Origin of the sequence: endosymbiont 'TC1' of Trimyema compressum, from assembly GCF_001584725.1 — a bacterium.
GTDB lineage: Bacteria > Bacillota > TC1 > TC1 > TC1 > TC1.
In genome coordinates this window covers 1,167,708-1,185,319 of sequence record NZ_CP014606.1, presented here as the reverse complement: position 1 = coordinate 1,185,319, position 17,612 = coordinate 1,167,708, and the positions used below count along the sequence as shown (strand labels likewise).

Below are 17,612 nucleotides of genomic sequence, written 5' to 3'. Positions count from 1 at the left end.
AGATAAAATAAATATGAGGTGATCAAATGAAAATAACAGGCAATGCAGTTATCGCTCAAGGCGGTGGACCTACTGCTGTTATTAATCAATCGTTAGTAGGTGCTGTTTTGGAAATGCAACAGCACAGTGAAATTACAGGAATTTATGGAGCCCTTCATGGTGTAAAAGGAATAATTGATGAGGATTTTATTGATTTATCTTTTGAAACACCTGGCAATCTAGAGGCTGTAGCCAATACTCCATGTTCTGCATTATTTTCTACAAGGGATAAACCTAATGCAGAATATTGCGAACAAATATTTAAAGTATTTAAAAAGTATAATATTCGTTATTTTTTCTATATTGGTGGAAATGATTCATCTGATACTGTACGGATTGTTAATGAATATGCTGAAAAAGAGGACTATGATTTTAGAGCTTTTCATATTCCTAAAACAATTGATAATGATTTAGAATTAAATGATCACACTCCAGGGTATGGTTCAGCAGCTAAATTTGTTGCAGAAGCATTTATGGGTGCTAATTTAGAAACTAAAGCATTACCAGGTATTTATATTGGTGTTGTTATGGGCAGACATGCTGGCTTTTTAACTGCAGCAGCGGCTTTAGGAAGAACTTTGCCAGATGATGGACCGCATTTAGTTTATATGCCTGAAAGAGCTTTTGATATTGATGAATTTTTAAAGGATGTTAAGGTTGTATATGAGCGATTAGGTCGTTGCCTAATTGCTGTATCTGAAGGTATAATTGATAAAGAAGGAACACTAATAGCAGCTAAGCTTAAAGAAAATGTTACCCGTGATGCCCATGGTAATATTGAGTTAGCTGGTGGCGAACTAGGTGAAATGCTTTCAAAAAAAATAAAAGAAACCCTTCACATTAGTAGAGTAAGGGCGGATACATTTGGTTATCTTCAAAGAAGCTTTGCTGGTACTGTATCTGTAACAGATCAGATTGAAGCTAGAGAAGCAGGTGCTAAAGCTGTTATTTATGGCGTTAGTGGACACTATAAGAGTGGTTCAATTATTATCAAAAGAGTGGGAGATTACGATGTTGCTTATGAGTTAACTGATTTGGCTAATATTGCAGCTAAAACCCGTCATATGCCTGATTCCTATATTACAAAAGAAGGCAATCAGGTTACAGGAGCATTTATGAAATATGGCTTTCCATTACTTGGTTCTACATTTAAAAAGACTGCTACTTTAAAAGCTCAAAAAGTAGATAAGATAAAATAAGAAGTTGGTTTGAAAAAGGTTATTCCAGAAGACTGGAATAACCTTTTTTATGGAATAAGCAATTCAAATACTCATAGAAAATGCTTGTTTCATAAGAATAGTAATGGTACAATGGTAAAGGAATGCGAGAGTGGCGGAATGGCAGACGCGCACGCTTGAGGGGCGTGTGGGAGACCGTGTGGGTTCGACTCCCATCTCTCGCACCATAAAAGGGGATCAGTAAAATTACTGATCCCCTTTTTCTTATTTGACACTCTTATTGACACTTTATTCTATTTTAGTTGATCATATAGATGAAGTCTTTTAATTTTATCTATGTCTTTTTGCATGAAGATAGTACTTTTTACATATTCTTTTTGGGTAAAAAATGGATCAGAATGTCCAAGTCTAGTTTGAACCCCTTTTAACCCAATTAGATTATGTTCTTCAGCTAAGATAGTAGCATTCGTGTGTCCTTATACTATGAAAAGATAAATTACTATCTAAACCTAGTTTTTTAATTCTATAAAGAAATGCTTTGGAAATGTTTGATGGGTTTTGCATTTTTCCATCTTCGCGTGGAAAAACAAATTAACTTTTATTGGAATTCATCAAATTTACAATTATATCTAACAACTCATTAGATATAATTAAATTTCTTTTTGAATCAATTGTTTTTAAATTACCAAGAACTAAACCTGCTCTTGTTCTTTGAACACCTTGTCTAACTTTGATTATTTTATTATTTATGTCTACACAGCTTTTCTTTAATCCAGCTAATTCACCTTCACGCATTCCGGTTTCCCAAGCAGTGATAAGAAGTGCATAAAAATTTTATTTTTACTTTTTGTCACATCTTTAAGAATATTAATAAAATCTTGATCATTTCTAAAAATCACTTTTTCAGTTTTAATTGCTTTAGTACGTCTAACTTTTTCAATTGGATTATTTTCTAAAAACCCAGTGTACAAAGCTTCTTTTAATATTCTATTTATTTGACTATAAATAATTTGCAAGCTTCGTTCTGAAAGCCCTTTAGTTGTTCCATAGTTAAGTATTTGGTTTATATGGTTAGGTTTAATGATATCGACATTAGCTAAAATTAAAAATAATAGATTAAAATAAATCGGCAAAATGCCGGTTTGTTTTTTATTTAGGGAGGAAATTAATGTTATGAAAACAGCAAAACTAATTGGAACAATATTTTACTTTGTTTTAATGATAATAACAGGGATAGTTCTTTTTTATTATATTAAAGGAAACATATTTAAATGGATTGTCTAATGATATATATGTATGGAATAATCGCTTATATAGCTTTAACAATAGTAATTTATTATTACTTTATTGGATTATTTAAAAATAGAAAAATTCCCTCACTACCAGTAGAAAAATTTGGGGAAAATGTTGTTATTCCTTTAAAATCAAAAGAAAAACAACATGGGGATGCATGGTTTGTACCTGAAGAGGATTTTGAAAGACATTTTAAAAAATCAGAACTATTAAATGAAGATGGAGAAATTGAAGTTGGAGGAATAGTTTTTCATGTGAAAAAGGGCGAAGAGATTAAAGATACTGTTTATACAGTTGATGACGATATTCATACACTGATACTTGGAGCCACTCGATCAGGAAAGACAAGAGGACTTATTTTACAATTAATTATTAACCAAGCAATGGCCGGAGAGAATATAATCTGTTCTGATCCTAAAGGAGAATTATTTTTATACACATATCCATTTTTAAATAAAAAGGGTTATAATGTATTAACAATTAATTTAAAAGAACCGCTAAAATCCCATCATTATAATTACATGAATGATATTAACCAAGCAATTGAAAAAGGCGATATGAACTCAGCGCAGAAATTAACATCAACTCTAGTAAATATTCTAAAACCAAAGCAAGAAAAGGAATCAGATCCATTTTGGAGAAATGGAGAAGTATCTGTATTAAATACCACAATATTAACCATAGCCAAATATGCATCACCTGAATGCAAAAATTTATATAACGTGTTTTTATTTATTGCACAAATGGCCGAATATGTTTATCCTAGCAAAGCTAATAGCCCTATCTATGGCGGTGAGTTTTATAAAAGACTACCTGTCGGAGATCCATTAAGAACTGTTTTTGCTGTAGTTAATAATGAAAAGGATGATTACAAAAAACCTTCTTTTCCTCAGCGCTAGGAACACTGCAAAAATTCATAGATTTAGAAATTGCTGAAATGACAAGCAAACATGATACTGATATATCAAAAGTGGCAAAAGAAAAAACAGCTCTATTTTTAATTGTTCCTGATGAGGATTCAACAAACTACCCACTGGTAACTTTATTTCTAAAGCAGGCCTATATGAATTTAGTTAAAACAGCTGATCTAGAATATGGTGGAGGACTTCCAATACGTATTAATTTTAATCTTGAAGAATTTGGAAACTTTCCGGCAGTGCCAGACTTTGATAAAGCTTTAACAGTAGGGTGGTGGTAGAGGTATGCGTTTTAACTTAATTATACAAGGTTTTAATCAACTTAAAGCATTATATGGTGAAGATACAATGAATACTATTAAAGATAACTGTTTGTTTTGTATTTACTTAGCTTTAACCAATGATACAACCTTAAAAGAATTAAGTAGTCGTTTATGTACATATACTACAGAATCGGTTTCAATTGGCGACAGTTATCAAGTAGAGGCTGGAAGTCAAAAAGCATGAAGTGGATCAGCTTCAATTAATACATCCTTAATGAAACGCTCCTTATTGCTTCCAGAAGAAATAGGGAAATTAAGTTCACCAGATAGACTAGCTATTATGAGGGGACTAGATCCAATGATAGTTAGATTGCCTGATATCTCAACTATGCAAGGAAATAAATGGTTAGGATTAGGTGATAAAGAACATAATAAAAAAATACAACTAGAAAGAAACACCTGCGAATCATTAAAGGCACTTGGAATTGAAAAGAAAGAGATTAATTTATCTGTCTGGGACTTCTTAAAAAACATAAATAAGATAACTATGAAGAATTATTTGATGATGCCCTAGGACTTAATATTGATACCTCGAAAGTAGAATTTTCAGAAGAAGAAGGACTAGGTGATAAAATGAATGAACTCCTTAAAGAATTAGAAAAGGAAGCTGAAAAATAACGGTGGAAGATTTACTGGATTGATATCAGTACAATAATCACTCTAAAAATCGAAGGCAATAAAAACATAATAAATGCTTGACAAAAATATTTTTATATAATAAAATAATCATTTAACTAAATAAACAAATACAATCATAATGAAATGAAAAGGAACTGACTTTATGAATACTGAAATGGTGTTTAGCATATTCATAAAAAATCAGCAATTATTTAGGGTGAAGAAAAAGATTAAATTAATAAATCACAAGTGAGAGTTATTTCGCTTGTGATTTTTTTATTGTATAGTTTCAGGCAAGGTGATGTTAAACTGAATTTACAAAATATAAAAATATAATTCAAGGAGAAGGGTAAAATGAAAAAATAGGAAAATGTTAATGGGTGTTATAGGTGTAATGGCATTAAGTATAGGCTTAATGTATGGGGAGGTTCTGATGTAAAAGCCCTCTCTTCTAATATTGAGGGAAAGATTCCTGCTGGGGAATATTATATAATTTCACTTCAATCAGGTAAAGCATTAGATGCTGCAAACAATACCCTGTTGCAACCAGCCATTCAGTGGGGTTTCCATGGAAGTGCTTTACAACAATGGGAGTTAATAGACAAGGGGAACTACTATCTAATCAAGTCAGTTGCCTTTGGTAATGTGCTTCATACTATGGATGGCAGTAAGAATAACGGAGCTACTATTATGCGGTATACAAATTTTAATGGCGCCAATGCTGCTCAAAAATGGACCTTAGAGAAAGCAGGCTATAACGCCTTTGAAATTAAAAATGTATGGTCAGGAAAGTATTTGGATTTAAGCGGAAGCTCTTATGCAAATGGTGGAACAATGGCACAATGGGATAGAAATTTTAAAGACAATCAAAAATGGTTGTTCTATCCAGTATCTAACTAGAAAGCTAAGGGGTGTGAAAGATGTTTAAAGAAAAAAGAAATCTAATAAAATTATGTCTGTCCTTTGTTATTATGTTTAGTTTAATATTTAATTCAAGTATAATTCCTTTGCCTATCGATCGCTATATTAAAGCAACAGAAGCTGTTGGTTTAAATGATGTACCAGAAACAGCACCTTTAGAGATGACAGAAGAAGCACCACCAACTTCTGAAATGACAGATATGAATAGTTTAGAGGGAGAGGAAATTGTTGCTGATTCCATGGAGAAAGAATCTCCAATTATTGAAGAAGTAGAAGATTTAAGAGAAACCTCTGTTAAGCATTTTAGGAAAGATGATGGTACCCTTGTGGCTGAAATCTATCCTTATGCTGTCCATTATGATGCGAATAAAAATGAGGAAGAAGGAGCTAAAGATCCTTTAGCTAGGGCTACCGCTCTCGAAACTGAAAATGAAATAAAAAAATTAGCTGAATTCAATATACCTGAGGAAGCAAAAGATGCTATTCCAGATGATAAACCAGCTCTTGAAATCCATCCAGAGTCTGTGCCATTACCCGATGATTATGTAGCAAAAGATTATGAATCTACTGAAAATAAGCCTGTAATGAAGGAGATTAACAACAACTTAATAGATGGTACAGACGGGGAAATTAAGGAAGGTGTATTAAAGAACACAGAAAATGCCTTAAATGTTTCCTTTGCCAAAAATGCCAGTGATGAAAAGTTACTTAAAGTTAAGGATGGAAAATTTGGTTTTAGTTTTAGATTGTTTGAGCCTGGTTTTACCAGTTCAGATATTTTAGAGAATCATGAAACGGAGTCTGATCAAAAAATAGAAGCCGAAGTACCAGCATTACTAAGCATTACTAACTGGACATATACTAAAAAAGTAGACAGGAAAAAGTGAAACATGTTTTAAATAAGTAGACACATAAGAAAGGATAAAATTATGAATAATTACAAGAAATACGATGAAGAATTTAAAAAAAGTATTGTTAATTTACACCAAAACGGTAAAACTCAATCCCAACTTTCTAAAGAATATGGTGTCTCCATGTCTGCTTTACACAAGTGGATTAAACTTTATTCTCAGGTTAGAATTGATGATGATACTATTCTAACCGCTAAGCAGATTAAGGATCTTCAAAAGCGTAATGCTCGACTCTAGGAGGAAAATATCATTTTAAAAAAAGCAATTGCCATATTCACGCCTCACTCAGACAAAGATTAATGGCTGTTCATACCCTTCGTTTTCAGCACGCTATCTCTTTTCTTTGTCATGTCCTTAAAGTGAACCGCAGCTCCTATTACAAATACTTTTCGGAAAAACTTTCTCCTAGAACTATTGAGAATTAAAAACTCCGTCAGCTTATTCTCGGAGATTTGTCATCTTACTAAGAGACGTATTGGCCCATCTAAGATTAAGGCTCTTCTTTCCTATGACTATGGCATCAACATCAGTATTGGTAGAGCGAGCCGCCTGATGACTGACATGAATCTTCCTAAAATGCCTACTATCAAACTTCGGTTTATTCATCCGAGGTCTATTCCCAATTTTGATTGCCCTAACTACCTAAATCAAAATTTTAATGTTCCTCAGCCCAATCAAGTCTGGGCTAGTGACATTACCTATATTAATTTAAATGCCTCTTTTGCTTATCTCTGTGTTATTATGGATTTATTTTCTCGTAAAATTATTGCTTGGAAGCTCTCTCTTAAAATTGATACTTCTCTTGTTAAGGATACTTTTATCAAAGCCTTTTATTCTCAAAAACCTTCTACTTCTCTTATTTTTCATTCTGACAGAGGTTCCTAATATACTTCTTTTATCTTTAGAAAGCTCCTTGATTCTTTTGGTATCATTCAATCTTTTTCTAAGCTTTCTCATCCTTGGGACAATGCTGTCGTTGAGTCCTTTTTAAATATATGAAAAAAGAAGAAATTCTTCGTAGGTCTTTTTCTTCCTTTGCTCAAATTAAGCTTTCCTGCTTTGAACACATTGAGGGCTTCTACAACCCCCTATACGTCCCCACTCTGCTAATAACATTCTTTCTCCTAATTCCAAAGAAGACTATTTTTTCACTTCTATTAAAACTTAATTTCACTTTTTCTATCTACTCTATTGACATTCTTCCAAAAATCAATTAAAGATAGGGAATCATTAACGGAAAAAGAATATGTGTATGATGATAAATGGAAGGATTTGTTAGTTAAGTATGATGGAGAAACATTAACTTATGATGAAATTGGCAATGTTTTAGTTTTTGGTAACAAAGAACATATTCGGAAACAAGGAAGACGCCTAGCTTCTTTTAAGCAGGATAATCAATCGACAGTATACAATTATGATGCAGATGGAATTAGAACAAGCAAAAAAGTTGATTCTGAAGTTACGGAATATGCAACTTCAAATGGAGAAGTTGTTGGACAAAAAACTAATAATTCAATAATAATCTTTAATAGAGGCTATACAGGAGATCTAATTTCTATGGTGAAAGATGGTGATACCTATCATTACAAGTTAAATGCTCAGAATGATGTAGAAGGTATTCTTGACAATAATGGAAAAGAAGTAGTATCTTATGTCTATGATAGTTGGGGGAATATAAAGGAAATTAGCGGGGAATTAAAAGATACTATTGGGATTGAGAACCCACTTAGATATCGCTCTTATTTTTATGATGAGGAATCCGGATATTATTATTTACAACAAAGGTATTATAATCCTGAAATAGGTAGATTTATTAATGGAGATGTTTATGTAAATACTGGCGAAGGTGCATTCGATTCTAATATGTTTGCCTATTGTGGTAATAATCCTATTAATAATATTGATCGTGAGGGTAAGTTTTTTAATTGGTTAGGCCAAATGATTGAGAAGTGGTGGTTGAGCATATGGAAGTTACCACCAAATGAATATCAAAAACCTGCTAGTGTATCAAATAAAATTGATGTAAGAACAAGTGGAACAACTTATGACCCTATTAGTTTTGACTGCTATGGTACAGCTACTGGTAGACAAACTAGATATGATCTTAATAAAACTGGTAAGAGTTTCATTAATTCTATAGAAGATGATATTGGTAGTTCGAATATTTCGCTTCAAGATGATTTGGCAAAGTTGAAAAACTTGATTCTAGTTTATATAATAAAGTTATTGCAAAAAGAAATGAGCATAGATATCATTTTATTGTCCAAATTGACGGTATTTGGTATAGTAAAAGTGGTGCTGGGAATTTAACAGTAAATTTAGAATCTAGTGTTGCAGAAGCAAAATATTGGACGATTGATGGAAAAGGTAATCTTACTGGACCTTCAGATGATCCATTTGCTTTTGGCTTTTTTGGGGACGATGGATATGGCACAAAAGATACTTATTATTTTGGAATAAAAAAAGATTGGTAAAATTTCTTATGTTGGAATCATAAGAATAATTTACTAACAAGAGAAATAATGCTAGTTTTTAAACGTATTGGTAGTTAGCTTAATGATTGATAATTACTTATGGAATTGTATAGACAATTGTTTTAATTTTAAGAAGTGAAAAGAGAATTCTATCAAACTCTTTAACAATTGTAATTACAGTTATCTGTAAGATTTTAAGGCGTACTAATTTCTAGTAATTATATTATCGTTGACTCTTTAGTGAGTTGAAAACCAATCCTATAAGTTCTTGTTTTAGTATGTTTTATTTAATAGGATTGATTCCTTTCTATTCTATATTCAAATTGGCTAAACAAAGATACATTGTTATAAAAATTCTGATTATTAAGGAGGAGAAAAAATGAAAAAATATTTTGGATTTTTAAATGATAATAGAAAAATAATTTTAATTTCATTTATTTTCAATATGCTAGTTATTCTAATTAGCCGTTTATATTCGTTTTTATACTATAATGAAGTAAATAACTGGTTAATAGCTGTTCTTTTAATTTTTGCAATAACTGTTTTTTCTTTCATATTAAAAAGGTATTTGAATAAAAAATACCATCTCAATTGAAAATTTGTTTTGATAAAAAGTATCATATATATATTTTGCATTACAATATGTATTATTTTCGCATCGCTTTTTGTAAATATAACTATGATTATCCCTTTGACAGTCAGATCAGGTTATCCATTATTTTATTATTACGCTGTAATGTTGTTTTTACTATTATTCGTATTATTAATTTTCCCAATTGTATTTTCACTTGGATTTATGTTTGTTTTCAATAAGGCCAACTATAGAAAATCTCTAAAAATAACATTACAAAAAGTCTATGCTATCATAATAGTAGACATGCTTCTTTTTATCTTGTTAATTATCCTTCCAACATGTTTATCTATTATTTTAGGTTCAGTGCTAACATTTGTATTTAAAATAGTATTAGGTTTCATTGCTAGTATTTTAATTATTTTTCCATATTATGTTATCTTGAGTGCTTGGGAGTATCTAGAATGAAACAAATTTATTAGAAGTGAATAGAATTCTACTTAAAAGATTAAAAGTACAATTCTCAATCAATATATATATTTACTAAAAGCTGTAGTTGACGGCTTTGGATCAGCTATACTTTTGAATAAAATAACTGGGGAAGAAAAATTGCTTCAAATATAAATGGTAAAAGTATTTCAAGAAACATTTATGATTCTGTTTATCATAATATGCTATCTTCAACCTATGGCAATGGTACTGTAATTGATTTTTTTTACGATAAAAAGGATAGTTTAAAAATTGAAGTTTATAATATATAAGTAAGAAAGGATTGGTAAAGGCTAATCATAAGAGGAGTTTTCCCGTGAAGGCAATTGCAGGAATTTAAATATTAATTTTTATTTTAGTTTAATTTAATTAGTATTCCGATATTTCATAAATTAGCAATAGGTTATCTTGAAATGAATGGAATGTCTAATACTGCTCGAAGTTTTGGAGTGATTCCAGATGATATTATTATTTTAATGAAAAAGTCATTCAGGAAAAAAGCCAATTTGATTTTTATCAATAATGAGACTAGGCAAATGCCTAGTTGAGGTAAAAGCATTTACCAAAAGCAATATAGATATAGAAAAATACGTAGCAAAAAAGAAAGAATTTCTAAAAACAATATAGAATATGATAGATATTTTGTTACGAAAAAATCATTTAAAGAGTTTAATGACAATTTGTTAACTGATGGATTTATTTTAGCAGAATGTTACCTTGTTATACATACAGCAAGATAAGTAAAGGAGTATATTATTATATTGTCGTTGAAATTGATTTTATTTATTGTGATATGTATTCTTGTCATATCCATAAAAACAGATGACTGCATATCAAAAAGTTTATCCAAAATGCTAAATGTTTTTACAAATCATTTATTAGAATAATAGAAATCCCTTTCAGAGTGTCAAGATGTTTAATGACACTCTGAATGACACTTTAGAAAACAAAATAAAAGAAAAAGAAAGAAAATAAAATATGCAAATTAGCCATTTAATTATGTGTTTAGCTTGTAAATAGCTAGCTTTATGGCTTTGAGGGGCGTGTGAGTAACATTATGTGGGTTCAAGTCCCATCTCTCGCACCAAGAGGGTTTCGGTAATTTTATTGGAATCCTTTTTTAGTGCTTTGATGACTAGTTTGACGACCAAAAAATATTAAAAAAATAAGAGAGCAATAAATATTTTATTGATGCAGCCTTTTTTTGATTTTTAACAGTTTCCTTTATATAGTAGCAATCTGAGACAGCAATGTCTCCATGACCCAGTCTCTGTTTTATTTCCCTACTGCTAATATTGTTCTCGGCCATGATTGTTGCATTAGTTTTTCTAAGAGAGTGGAAGGTGGCCCTAGGATTTAAACCAAGACTGTCTCTAGCTGTTTTAAATTCTGTGTGAAAGGTTAGTTTTCAAAAGTTCATGTCCATTTAAGTATAACCCTTCCACGTTCTCACTCTTTTTTAGTATATATTAAAAGATGGTAGACGCAATCTTTTTGTGTCTACCATCTTTATATCACTTCAGATTGAGTTTCTCTAGGCTTTTTTCTAATGCAAATCGCTTGTGCCGCATTGAATATTCTTTTATTAAAAGGTATACTAGATTAACATATAAATATTTATTAAGGAGGAAGAACAAATGGAATTCATGACATTAAAAAATGGCAAAAATGCCCTCAATTGGCTTAGGAATATGGAAAAACTGTGATGATACTACTCGGATAGTTAGAGATGCTATAGAATTAGGTTATCGTTATATTGACACAGCAGCATTTTATTTTAATGAAGCTGAAGTTGGAGCGGGTATTAATGAATGTAGTATAGCTAGAGAAGAGATATTTTTAACTACAAAAGTGTGGAATGATGATCAGGGTTATGATAAGACACTTAAAGCTTTCGAAACATCGTTAAAAAAGTTAAATTTTAATTATGTAGATTTATATTTAGTACATTGGCCAAAACCTCATAGTAGTGACACATGGAAAGCCTTAGAAAAGCTCTACAGCGAAGGTCTTGTTAAGGCTATTGGCGTAGCTAATTTTTAGGTTCATCATTTGCATGAGTTAATGAAAACAGCTAAAATTATGCCAATGGTTAATCAAATAGAATTTCATCCTCGACTAGTTCAAAAAGAATTACTAAATTTTTGTAATAATGAAGATATTATTTTAACTGGTTGGGCGCCACTCATGCAGGGTCATGGATTTGAAATTCCTTTATTTCAGGAAATAGGTGAAAAGTATAAGCGTTGCATTTCTCAAATTCTTTTGCGTTGGGCTCATCAAATGGGCGTTATCCCCGTTCCGAAAACGGTTCATGAAAGTCGCTTAATTGAGAATTTAGAGATCTTTGATTTCCAGATTGAAGAAGCTGATATGAAGAGAATTGCTACTTTAAACGACAATCATCGTTTTGGGCCTGATCCAGATAATTTCGATTTTTAACTGGAGTAAACCTAAGAGCATTATGAATTAGAATAAAAGGGAATGTCTCAAAATAGTAAAAATTTGAGACACCCTCTTTTTATGTGTTTTATCAAAGCAGCTAAATCTCAGCACTTTGATTTAAGTGTTGCTTTATTATTGAGTTTTATAGAATCTTCTCATTAAAAAGTACCAAATCCAATAGATGTTATTGCATATATTTCAAATCTTTTGCAAAGCTATTTGTAAAATTTCTAAGCACATTGACTTATTCGCCTAACAACATTTTTTAGCTACCTCTTGAAGATATAATCAGTATCCAAGTTGTTAAAGGGACTTTAGTTACGAGCGGTTATATACAGTTCACTATAACTGGAGGAATTGAAGCAACAAAGGTATTATGAATGCAGCTAGAGATGAGAACACAATTATGTATACAAAAAAACATAATGATTTAGTGGGAAAAATAAAGCAGAAATTGGAAGAGCTGATGACTTGTAAAAAAAGTAATGTTACATCTGGAACAGTCAGTGTTGCTGATGAAATTAGAAAATACAAACTTTTATGCGACGAAGGAATTATCACTGAAGATGAGTTTGATGCTAAAAAGAAACAGTTGTTAGGTTAGTCAGAGCAAGAATAGTAAAAAGCCTAGGGGAGTGATTTCTCTAGGCTCTTTTTTGTTGTATAATTGGTTGATATATTATTGAATTATTTTTCAAATCAAGATATATTTTATTATAAGCTTATTTTATAGGGGCAAGCGAAAAGTATAAATAAATTTTACTAAAAAAGCATTGACATATTACAACAACAAATGTAATATAAAATAATAGAATATAAAGGCGACCCATAAATATTTTGTAAGAAATATTAGTAAGGAGATGAATTATGATGAAGAAAAAGATAATTATTATTTTATTGTTAGGTTTTGTATTTGAATTGGGAATGCTAGGGACACCGTTGAGAGCAGGAATAGCTGGTATTGGGGAAACGACTGTAAATGCTGAATTTCAACCTGATAAGTTAACGTTGGATTCAGTTCCTAAAATTTTTTCTTTTAAACCGATACCATTGACATTATATCCTGATATAATTCCCTTAGGCGAAAATGATACATATCAAATGATTGTTACTGATAATAGGGGAACGGATAGTGGGTACAATGTAACAGTTCAAGCTGAAAAAATGAGAACAAAAGAAGGTATTGCTTTAAGTGGTAATAATATTAAAATAGCTAATCCTAATGCAAATCCAGTAAAAAATAATGTTCCTAATGCAAAAAACCAGGTGTTAGCGACTCTCTTTATGTAGATGCTGTTGATTTAAATGGAAAGTCATTTCCAACAGTTGTGCAAAAAGCTGCAGCAAAAACTAAGGAGGGATTACTTGGTTGGTCAACAATTTGGAATGGTAGTAATATTAGTTTAAACGTGAATCCAGGTGAAGCTGTTATGGGAGCTTATCAAACTAAAATCATTTGGACTTTAAATGATATTCCGATTAATGAATAATTTCTTTATTTTTAGTGAAAGGTTATTGTGGAGAGTTTGACGAAGAAGATAATAATCTATTTAAGTTTGATTTTGTGTATATTTGGAATAATGACAATAACTATTTCTAGTGATGTTAAAGGTGACGAAACTGCATTTTTGTGGAAGCAGTATTACCAAGCAATCAAAGAAATTCTAAGGTTTCATATTTTGATTTAAATATTTCACCTAATTTCGAGCAAACGCTAGAATTAAAAATTCACAATAAAACGAATAAAACTATTTATTTGGAGTGTCATGTTACTGATGCATGGACTACAATGAATGGTGTTGTTGATTATTCTATGTCAGATTGTAAAAAAGATAGTACACAAAATGCTCGCTATCAGATATTTTAGTATTTGAATCAAATGAAATAGAAATACCTGCAAATGAAGATTATATATTAAAAGCTAAGCTGACAGTGCCAAATAATGTAGCTGAAGGTGTAATACTTGGGGGAATGCAAATTGGTGAGAAGGAAAGTGCATTAGAAGATTTTAATACAAATCAAGTTTTCAATTCTTATGCTTTTATTAAAGGTGTTAAACTTGTAAATGGAAATATTCCTGAACCAGAATTGGAAATAAGTAATGCAGTAGCAAATCAGTTTTTGAGAAAACCTGTTGTTACGATTAACGTTCAGAATACAAGAGCTACATTAATTAGTAACATGAGTATTAAGGCTGAATTTCGCAAGGAAAATTTTTCTCAGATTATTCAAGAATATCAAAAAGATGATTTAGAAATGGCACCTAATAGTAATGTTGATTTGCCTATATATTGGAACGAAGAAACTATAGAGCCGGGTATGTATACACTTTATGTTATAGCTGAATGTGGATCTAAAAAATGGGAAAAGGAACTTGCATTTACTGTTAATTCTATTACTTCAGAGAATATTAAAAATACAGAAGGAGTGAAAGAGAATTCATCTGTTGGATATGTAATTATTGGTTTACTTATAATTATAAGTTTATTTTTAGTATATATCATAATAATAAGGAAGAAAAGGAATTTTAAGTAAGGTTAATGATTTTAATAAGTAAACTAATTAAAAGAATTAGTAGAAGTGAGCTTTTGTGTTTGTGCAGCACTTGTCTTTTTAGTTGTAATTATTTCTTTTTTCATTGCAATGTATACTATATAAACAAAAAGAACAAATGTTATATGCCATGATATGATGTGAAACTATATGGCCAATGGACAAGATGGTGGTAATTGATAAAAAACTATTTATAAAAGTAATATTTAATATTGCTATTAAGTAGTAATTAAAATGATACTACGCTATCCAACTTTTAAATTTTAATAAATTTTTCATGGTAATACTCCCTAGGTAATGAGCTTGAGGAGTTTGACTATACAGATAAGCGACAAGCAAAAGAGTTAAATTAATTTCTAGCTCTTATTTTAGGCTTATTAACTAAATATTTTTACACCTATTTAAACGCATATCGCTTATCATTATTGACAGACAAACATAAATTATGATATGACGCATTGGTACAATATATTAACAAAAATGACAGTATTGATTTTAGGAAGAAGGTGAAATCATGAAAAGTAAGACTATTTCTGTGTCAAAGAAAGCTATTATTATAAGAATATTATTAATAACTATTTTATTAACTAGCTTAAGTTTAATCCAAAATAGCTTCTTAAAAGCAGAAGATGTAACTATTACTAATGGTCAAGTTACTTTTGCACAACAATTCCCTAATTCTCATACTGCAGAGGTTGTTGCAAATCAATTTGGGAAAACTGTTAATGATTTGATGGATAGTAATGTGTTAAATACTACATTTTGTGATTTTAATTCTCAAGGCTTAACAGATATTACAGGTATAGATATTTTAACTAATTTACAAAGTTTTTCTAACTTCTACAACTCTGCCTACAATTTTTACAGGCAAGCTCTCAACCTTTTCATAACTATAAAAGATTGGTTCAAAATCAACTATGTTCAATGGAATGGGTGTAATACCAGTTTTATCTATTTTAATTTTCTTAACAGTCCTTTCATTACCATTAATTATTGCAATGTTGTGAGGTGAATCTTTTTATATTTAGCTAAGCCGCCCGACTATTAAGACAGTAATAATGCTAATTATCCCTAAAAAAATTCCAACAATAGCTAAAGCTTTACTATCTTTCTTTTTAGCAATTGAAGTAACACCTAATATTATAGCCAGTATAGCTACAATAATACCTAGAACAAATGCTGAAATAGTTATGGTACTACCCAAATACTAAAAAATAGGTTGGCTGTATACTAGTCATTCCAAAACAGAAACTTCCAAGATCGATCAAATCTTAATTTTTTGTTTTTTGCATTTTATATCTTCTCCTTAAAACTTTACTTTCAATCCTCTTACCTCATCAATAACTATTCTTTAACAAAAATAGGAACGGTCAAACTGACTGGATGGTTTGAAAGACCAATACCAGCATAACCCACTGCATATCCAGTAAATTCATCACCGACTTCTATATCTTTCCAGTTTATGATATTTTTGTACAATGTTGTTTCAAATCCTCCGTTCCCCTTATTTTTTTGCATTGCGAGAATGTCTACGGAATCATAATTAGAAGAATGGATTTTTAGAATTTTGAACTGGAGTTTCATTTTTTAGGTTATTAGTATTTAACATAGAGTATTCTTCAAGATCATCGTACGCAATGGAGACTTTTTCTGACTTTTTACAGAGATTTTCCTATTCTTCGTAAGACTCATTTGTACCTGCAATATAATTATCTAACCCAGATTTGTAGTCAGTTTTTTTCACAGCCAACAAGTGATAAAGCTATTAAAACACCTAATAATATAACAATCTTTTTCATTTTATATTCCTCCTAATATAATTATATTTACAAAGTTTTTCTAACTTCCTCAACTCTACCTACAATTTGAACTGGCAGACTTTTAGCCTTTTCACAACTGTAAAAGATTGGTTCAAAATCAATCATATTTAATGGGATGAGTATAATGCCAGTTTCATCTATTTTGATTTTCTTAATTGTTTTATCATTGCCATTGACAATTGCAATTCCTGTTTCTCCGTTTTCAAAAGAAGGTTGTTTTCTTACAATTAACATATCACCATCTTCAATCTTAGGGTACATGCTATTACTAAATGCTTTTAATGCGAAGTATTCTCTGTTTTTACTCATTGCTTCCCAGCCAATAATTTTTCATGGGCTTCAATGGATATTCCTGTGGCTATTCTTCCTAAAGCTGGAATTTTGCTGCATCCTGCAATTTCAGATAGTTTTATTTGTGATAAATCCTCGTCAATCAGCAATGCTCTTATTTTTTATCACCTTTAAAAGCATTCTAAAAAAATGTGGAGAATTAACATTAATTGCAGTGGTAGATTTTGCACTCATGAAACTCAACATAAATCCAGGTACTGTTGGTCATGCTAGAGAAGTGGATATAACTTATGCCAAGTTAGCAAATGCCATAGCAAGACTAGGGGTGGAGATTATTTGTTTTAAAAGATGGTAATGATGAAAATACTGATTTATCAGTACCTGTCAATGAGGCTAATAGGTATGGCAAACCTTGGTTGCTTGTTAGTATACATGCAAATGAAGGAGGGGGCACTGGATATTTATACAAAATACTGGAGTAATAGTCCTACAGCAAGCTTAGGTCATGCAGTATACAATGCCTGTTCATCAGTAGCAAGCAAGAATGGATTAGCTAATAGGGGATTAAAAGCAGGAGACTTATATGTGTTGAGAGAAACGAATAATAGAACAGTATTGTTGGAGCTTGGATTTGTAGATAATAAAAAAGGATGCAGATTTAATGTCGAATGCTTCTTATAGAGCCGAGGCTTGTGAGTAGTTGGCAAGCGCTTTGATGCGTGAAAGAAGGCTGGTCAATTAATTAAGGAGCCTGTGGCACCTAAACATG

General features: G+C 30.9%; 21 protein-coding genes, 1 tRNA gene and 3 pseudogenes. 19 read left to right on the top strand and 6 right to left on the bottom strand.

Annotation, left to right across the window (positions count from 1 at the left end):
* Window positions 1-26 precede the first annotated feature (26 nt).
* The gene (locus AZF37_RS07465) at window positions 27-1,238 is read left to right on the top strand and encodes a 6-phosphofructokinase (RefSeq protein ID WP_088370237.1); all 1,212 of its coding nucleotides are present in this window, start codon (window positions 27-29) and stop codon (window positions 1,236-1,238) included.
* Window positions 1,239-1,362: 124 nt separating this feature from the next.
* A tRNA-Leu gene (locus AZF37_RS07460) sits at window positions 1,363-1,444 on the top strand.
* 364 nt (window positions 1,445-1,808) lie between these two features.
* Here the strand turns inward: AZF37_RS07460 and AZF37_RS07455 are convergent.
* A complete protein-coding gene (locus tag AZF37_RS07455) occupies window positions 1,809-2,012 on the bottom strand; it encodes a site-specific integrase (protein ID WP_088370236.1) in 204 nt (67 codons plus the stop codon).
* Window positions 1,994-2,350, bottom strand: a complete 357-nt coding sequence (locus AZF37_RS07450; RefSeq protein ID WP_088370235.1) for a hypothetical protein — start codon at window positions 2,348-2,350, stop codon at window positions 1,994-1,996. Before AZF37_RS07450 ends, AZF37_RS07455 begins: the two co-directional genes overlap by 19 nt.
* A 138-nt stretch (window positions 2,351-2,488) precedes the next feature.
* Between AZF37_RS07450 and AZF37_RS12475 the strand changes: the two genes are divergently transcribed.
* The 8 genes and pseudogenes from AZF37_RS12475 (at window position 2,489) to AZF37_RS07410 (ending at window position 8,510) form a co-directional block, all read left to right on the top strand.
* The gene (locus tag AZF37_RS12475) at window positions 2,489-3,409 is read left to right on the top strand and encodes a type IV secretory system conjugative DNA transfer family protein (protein WP_088370234.1); all 921 of its coding nucleotides are present in this window, start codon (window positions 2,489-2,491) and stop codon (window positions 3,407-3,409) included.
* Window positions 3,410-3,447: 38 nt separating this feature from the next.
* Window positions 3,448-3,708, top strand: coding sequence for a type IV secretory system conjugative DNA transfer family protein (locus AZF37_RS12470; RefSeq protein WP_088370233.1), 261 nt, complete (start codon window positions 3,448-3,450; stop codon window positions 3,706-3,708).
* 4 nt (window positions 3,709-3,712) lie between these two features.
* Window positions 3,713-3,934: a TraM recognition domain-containing protein gene (locus AZF37_RS12465; protein ID WP_088370232.1), complete on the top strand. Its 222-nt coding sequence runs from the start codon at window positions 3,713-3,715 to the stop codon at window positions 3,932-3,934.
* 45 nt (window positions 3,935-3,979) lie between these two features.
* On the top strand, window positions 3,980-4,264 hold the full coding sequence (locus tag AZF37_RS07430; protein ID WP_162473991.1) for a hypothetical protein: 285 nt from the start codon (window positions 3,980-3,982) through the stop codon (window positions 4,262-4,264).
* Window positions 4,265-4,767: 503 nt separating this feature from the next.
* Window positions 4,768-5,268, top strand: a complete 501-nt coding sequence (locus AZF37_RS07425; protein WP_088370230.1) for an RICIN domain-containing protein — start codon at window positions 4,768-4,770, stop codon at window positions 5,266-5,268.
* A 20-nt stretch (window positions 5,269-5,288) separates the two neighbouring features.
* On the top strand, window positions 5,289-6,176 hold the full coding sequence (locus AZF37_RS07420) for a hypothetical protein (protein WP_088370229.1): 888 nt from the start codon (window positions 5,289-5,291) through the stop codon (window positions 6,174-6,176).
* A 42-nt stretch (window positions 6,177-6,218) separates the two neighbouring features.
* Window positions 6,219-7,368: pseudogene (locus AZF37_RS07415) on the top strand (IS3 family transposase).
* 23 nt (window positions 7,369-7,391) lie between these two features.
* Complete coding sequence (locus tag AZF37_RS07410; protein WP_162473990.1) at window positions 7,392-8,510, top strand: RHS repeat domain-containing protein; 1,119 nt, start codon at window positions 7,392-7,394, stop codon at window positions 8,508-8,510.
* A 2,359-nt stretch (window positions 8,511-10,869) separates the two neighbouring features.
* Here the strand turns inward: AZF37_RS07410 and AZF37_RS13415 are convergent.
* A pseudogene (locus AZF37_RS13415) lies at window positions 10,870-11,124 on the bottom strand (tyrosine-type recombinase/integrase); the annotation flags it as partial.
* Window positions 11,125-11,393: 269 nt separating this feature from the next.
* On the opposite strand from AZF37_RS13415, the pseudogene AZF37_RS07395 reads away from it, so the two are divergent.
* The 7 genes and pseudogenes from AZF37_RS07395 to AZF37_RS10625 all read left to right on the top strand — a co-directional run bounded on the left by AZF37_RS07395 (window position 11,394) and on the right by AZF37_RS10625 (window position 15,744).
* Window positions 11,394-12,176: pseudogene (locus AZF37_RS07395) on the top strand (aldo/keto reductase).
* A gap of 409 nt (window positions 12,177-12,585) precedes the next feature.
* Window positions 12,586-12,783, top strand: coding sequence for an SHOCT domain-containing protein (locus AZF37_RS07390; protein ID WP_245611936.1), 198 nt, complete (start codon window positions 12,586-12,588; stop codon window positions 12,781-12,783).
* Window positions 12,784-13,046: 263 nt separating this feature from the next.
* A complete protein-coding gene (locus tag AZF37_RS12460; protein ID WP_088370224.1) occupies window positions 13,047-13,469 on the top strand; it encodes a WxL domain-containing protein in 423 nt (140 codons plus the stop codon).
* A gap of 38 nt (window positions 13,470-13,507) precedes the next feature.
* Window positions 13,508-13,669: a WxL domain-containing protein gene (locus AZF37_RS12455; RefSeq protein WP_162473989.1), complete on the top strand. Its 162-nt coding sequence runs from the start codon at window positions 13,508-13,510 to the stop codon at window positions 13,667-13,669.
* Between the two features lie 140 nt (window positions 13,670-13,809).
* Window positions 13,810-14,046 carry a WxL protein peptidoglycan domain-containing protein gene (locus AZF37_RS07380; protein WP_162473988.1) on the top strand — a complete coding sequence of 79 codons (237 nt, stop codon included), beginning with the start codon at window positions 13,810-13,812 and terminating at the stop codon, window positions 14,044-14,046.
* Window positions 14,047-14,111: 65 nt separating this feature from the next.
* Window positions 14,112-14,714 carry a DUF3324 domain-containing protein gene (locus AZF37_RS07375; RefSeq protein WP_088370222.1) on the top strand — a complete coding sequence of 201 codons (603 nt, stop codon included), beginning with the start codon at window positions 14,112-14,114 and terminating at the stop codon, window positions 14,712-14,714.
* Window positions 14,715-15,246: 532 nt separating this feature from the next.
* A complete protein-coding gene (locus tag AZF37_RS10625; protein ID WP_162473987.1) occupies window positions 15,247-15,744 on the top strand; it encodes a hypothetical protein in 498 nt (165 codons plus the stop codon).
* Window positions 15,745-15,756: 12 nt separating this feature from the next.
* On the opposite strand, the gene AZF37_RS07365 is transcribed toward AZF37_RS10625, so the two are convergent.
* From AZF37_RS07365 to AZF37_RS07355, 3 genes are all read right to left on the bottom strand, one after another.
* Complete coding sequence (locus AZF37_RS07365; RefSeq protein ID WP_088370220.1) at window positions 15,757-15,936, bottom strand: hypothetical protein; 180 nt, start codon at window positions 15,934-15,936, stop codon at window positions 15,757-15,759.
* Window positions 15,937-16,076: 140 nt separating this feature from the next.
* Window positions 16,077-16,316, bottom strand: a complete 240-nt coding sequence (locus AZF37_RS07360) for a hypothetical protein (protein WP_088370219.1) — start codon at window positions 16,314-16,316, stop codon at window positions 16,077-16,079.
* A 242-nt stretch (window positions 16,317-16,558) separates the two neighbouring features.
* Window positions 16,559-16,861, bottom strand: coding sequence for a LexA family protein (locus tag AZF37_RS07355; RefSeq protein WP_088370218.1), 303 nt, complete (start codon window positions 16,859-16,861; stop codon window positions 16,559-16,561).
* A 106-nt stretch (window positions 16,862-16,967) separates the two neighbouring features.
* On the opposite strand from AZF37_RS07355, the gene AZF37_RS07350 reads away from it, so the two are divergent.
* Both AZF37_RS07350 and AZF37_RS07345 read left to right on the top strand, forming a co-directional pair.
* Entirely contained in the window at window positions 16,968-17,198 is a 231-nt protein-coding gene (locus AZF37_RS07350) for a hypothetical protein (RefSeq protein WP_172793097.1), read from the top strand.
* A 47-nt stretch (window positions 17,199-17,245) separates the two neighbouring features.
* Window positions 17,246-17,524: an N-acetylmuramoyl-L-alanine amidase gene (locus AZF37_RS07345; RefSeq protein ID WP_162473985.1), complete on the top strand. Its 279-nt coding sequence runs from the start codon at window positions 17,246-17,248 to the stop codon at window positions 17,522-17,524.
* Window positions 17,525-17,612 lie beyond the last annotated feature (88 nt).

Coding starts and splice junctions, on each gene's coding strand:
- AZF37_RS07355 (WP_088370218.1), bottom strand. CDS start 16,861: ATGAGTAAAAACAGAGAATACTTCGCATTAAAAGCATTTAGTAATAGC.
- AZF37_RS07455 (WP_088370236.1), bottom strand. CDS start 2,012: ATGCGTGAAGGTGAATTAGCTGGATTAAAGAAAAGCTGTGTAGACATA.
- AZF37_RS07390 (WP_245611936.1), top strand. CDS start 12,586: ATGTATACAAAAAAACATAATGATTTAGTGGGAAAAATAAAGCAGAAA.
- AZF37_RS07420 (WP_088370229.1), top strand. CDS start 5,289: ATGTTTAAAGAAAAAAGAAATCTAATAAAATTATGTCTGTCCTTTGTT.
- AZF37_RS07345 (WP_162473985.1), top strand. CDS start 17,246: ATGGCAAACCTTGGTTGCTTGTTAGTATACATGCAAATGAAGGAGGGG.
- AZF37_RS12475 (WP_088370234.1), top strand. CDS start 2,489: ATGGATTGTCTAATGATATATATGTATGGAATAATCGCTTATATAGCT.
- AZF37_RS10625 (WP_162473987.1), top strand. CDS start 15,247: ATGAAAAGTAAGACTATTTCTGTGTCAAAGAAAGCTATTATTATAAGA.
- AZF37_RS12470 (WP_088370233.1), top strand. CDS start 3,448: ATGACAAGCAAACATGATACTGATATATCAAAAGTGGCAAAAGAAAAA.
- AZF37_RS12460 (WP_088370224.1), top strand. CDS start 13,047: ATGATGAAGAAAAAGATAATTATTATTTTATTGTTAGGTTTTGTATTT.
- AZF37_RS07360 (WP_088370219.1), bottom strand. CDS start 16,316: ATGAAACTCCAGTTCAAAATTCTAAAAATCCATTCTTCTAATTATGAT.
- AZF37_RS07465 (WP_088370237.1), top strand. CDS start 27: ATGAAAATAACAGGCAATGCAGTTATCGCTCAAGGCGGTGGACCTACT.
- AZF37_RS12465 (WP_088370232.1), top strand. CDS start 3,713: ATGCGTTTTAACTTAATTATACAAGGTTTTAATCAACTTAAAGCATTA.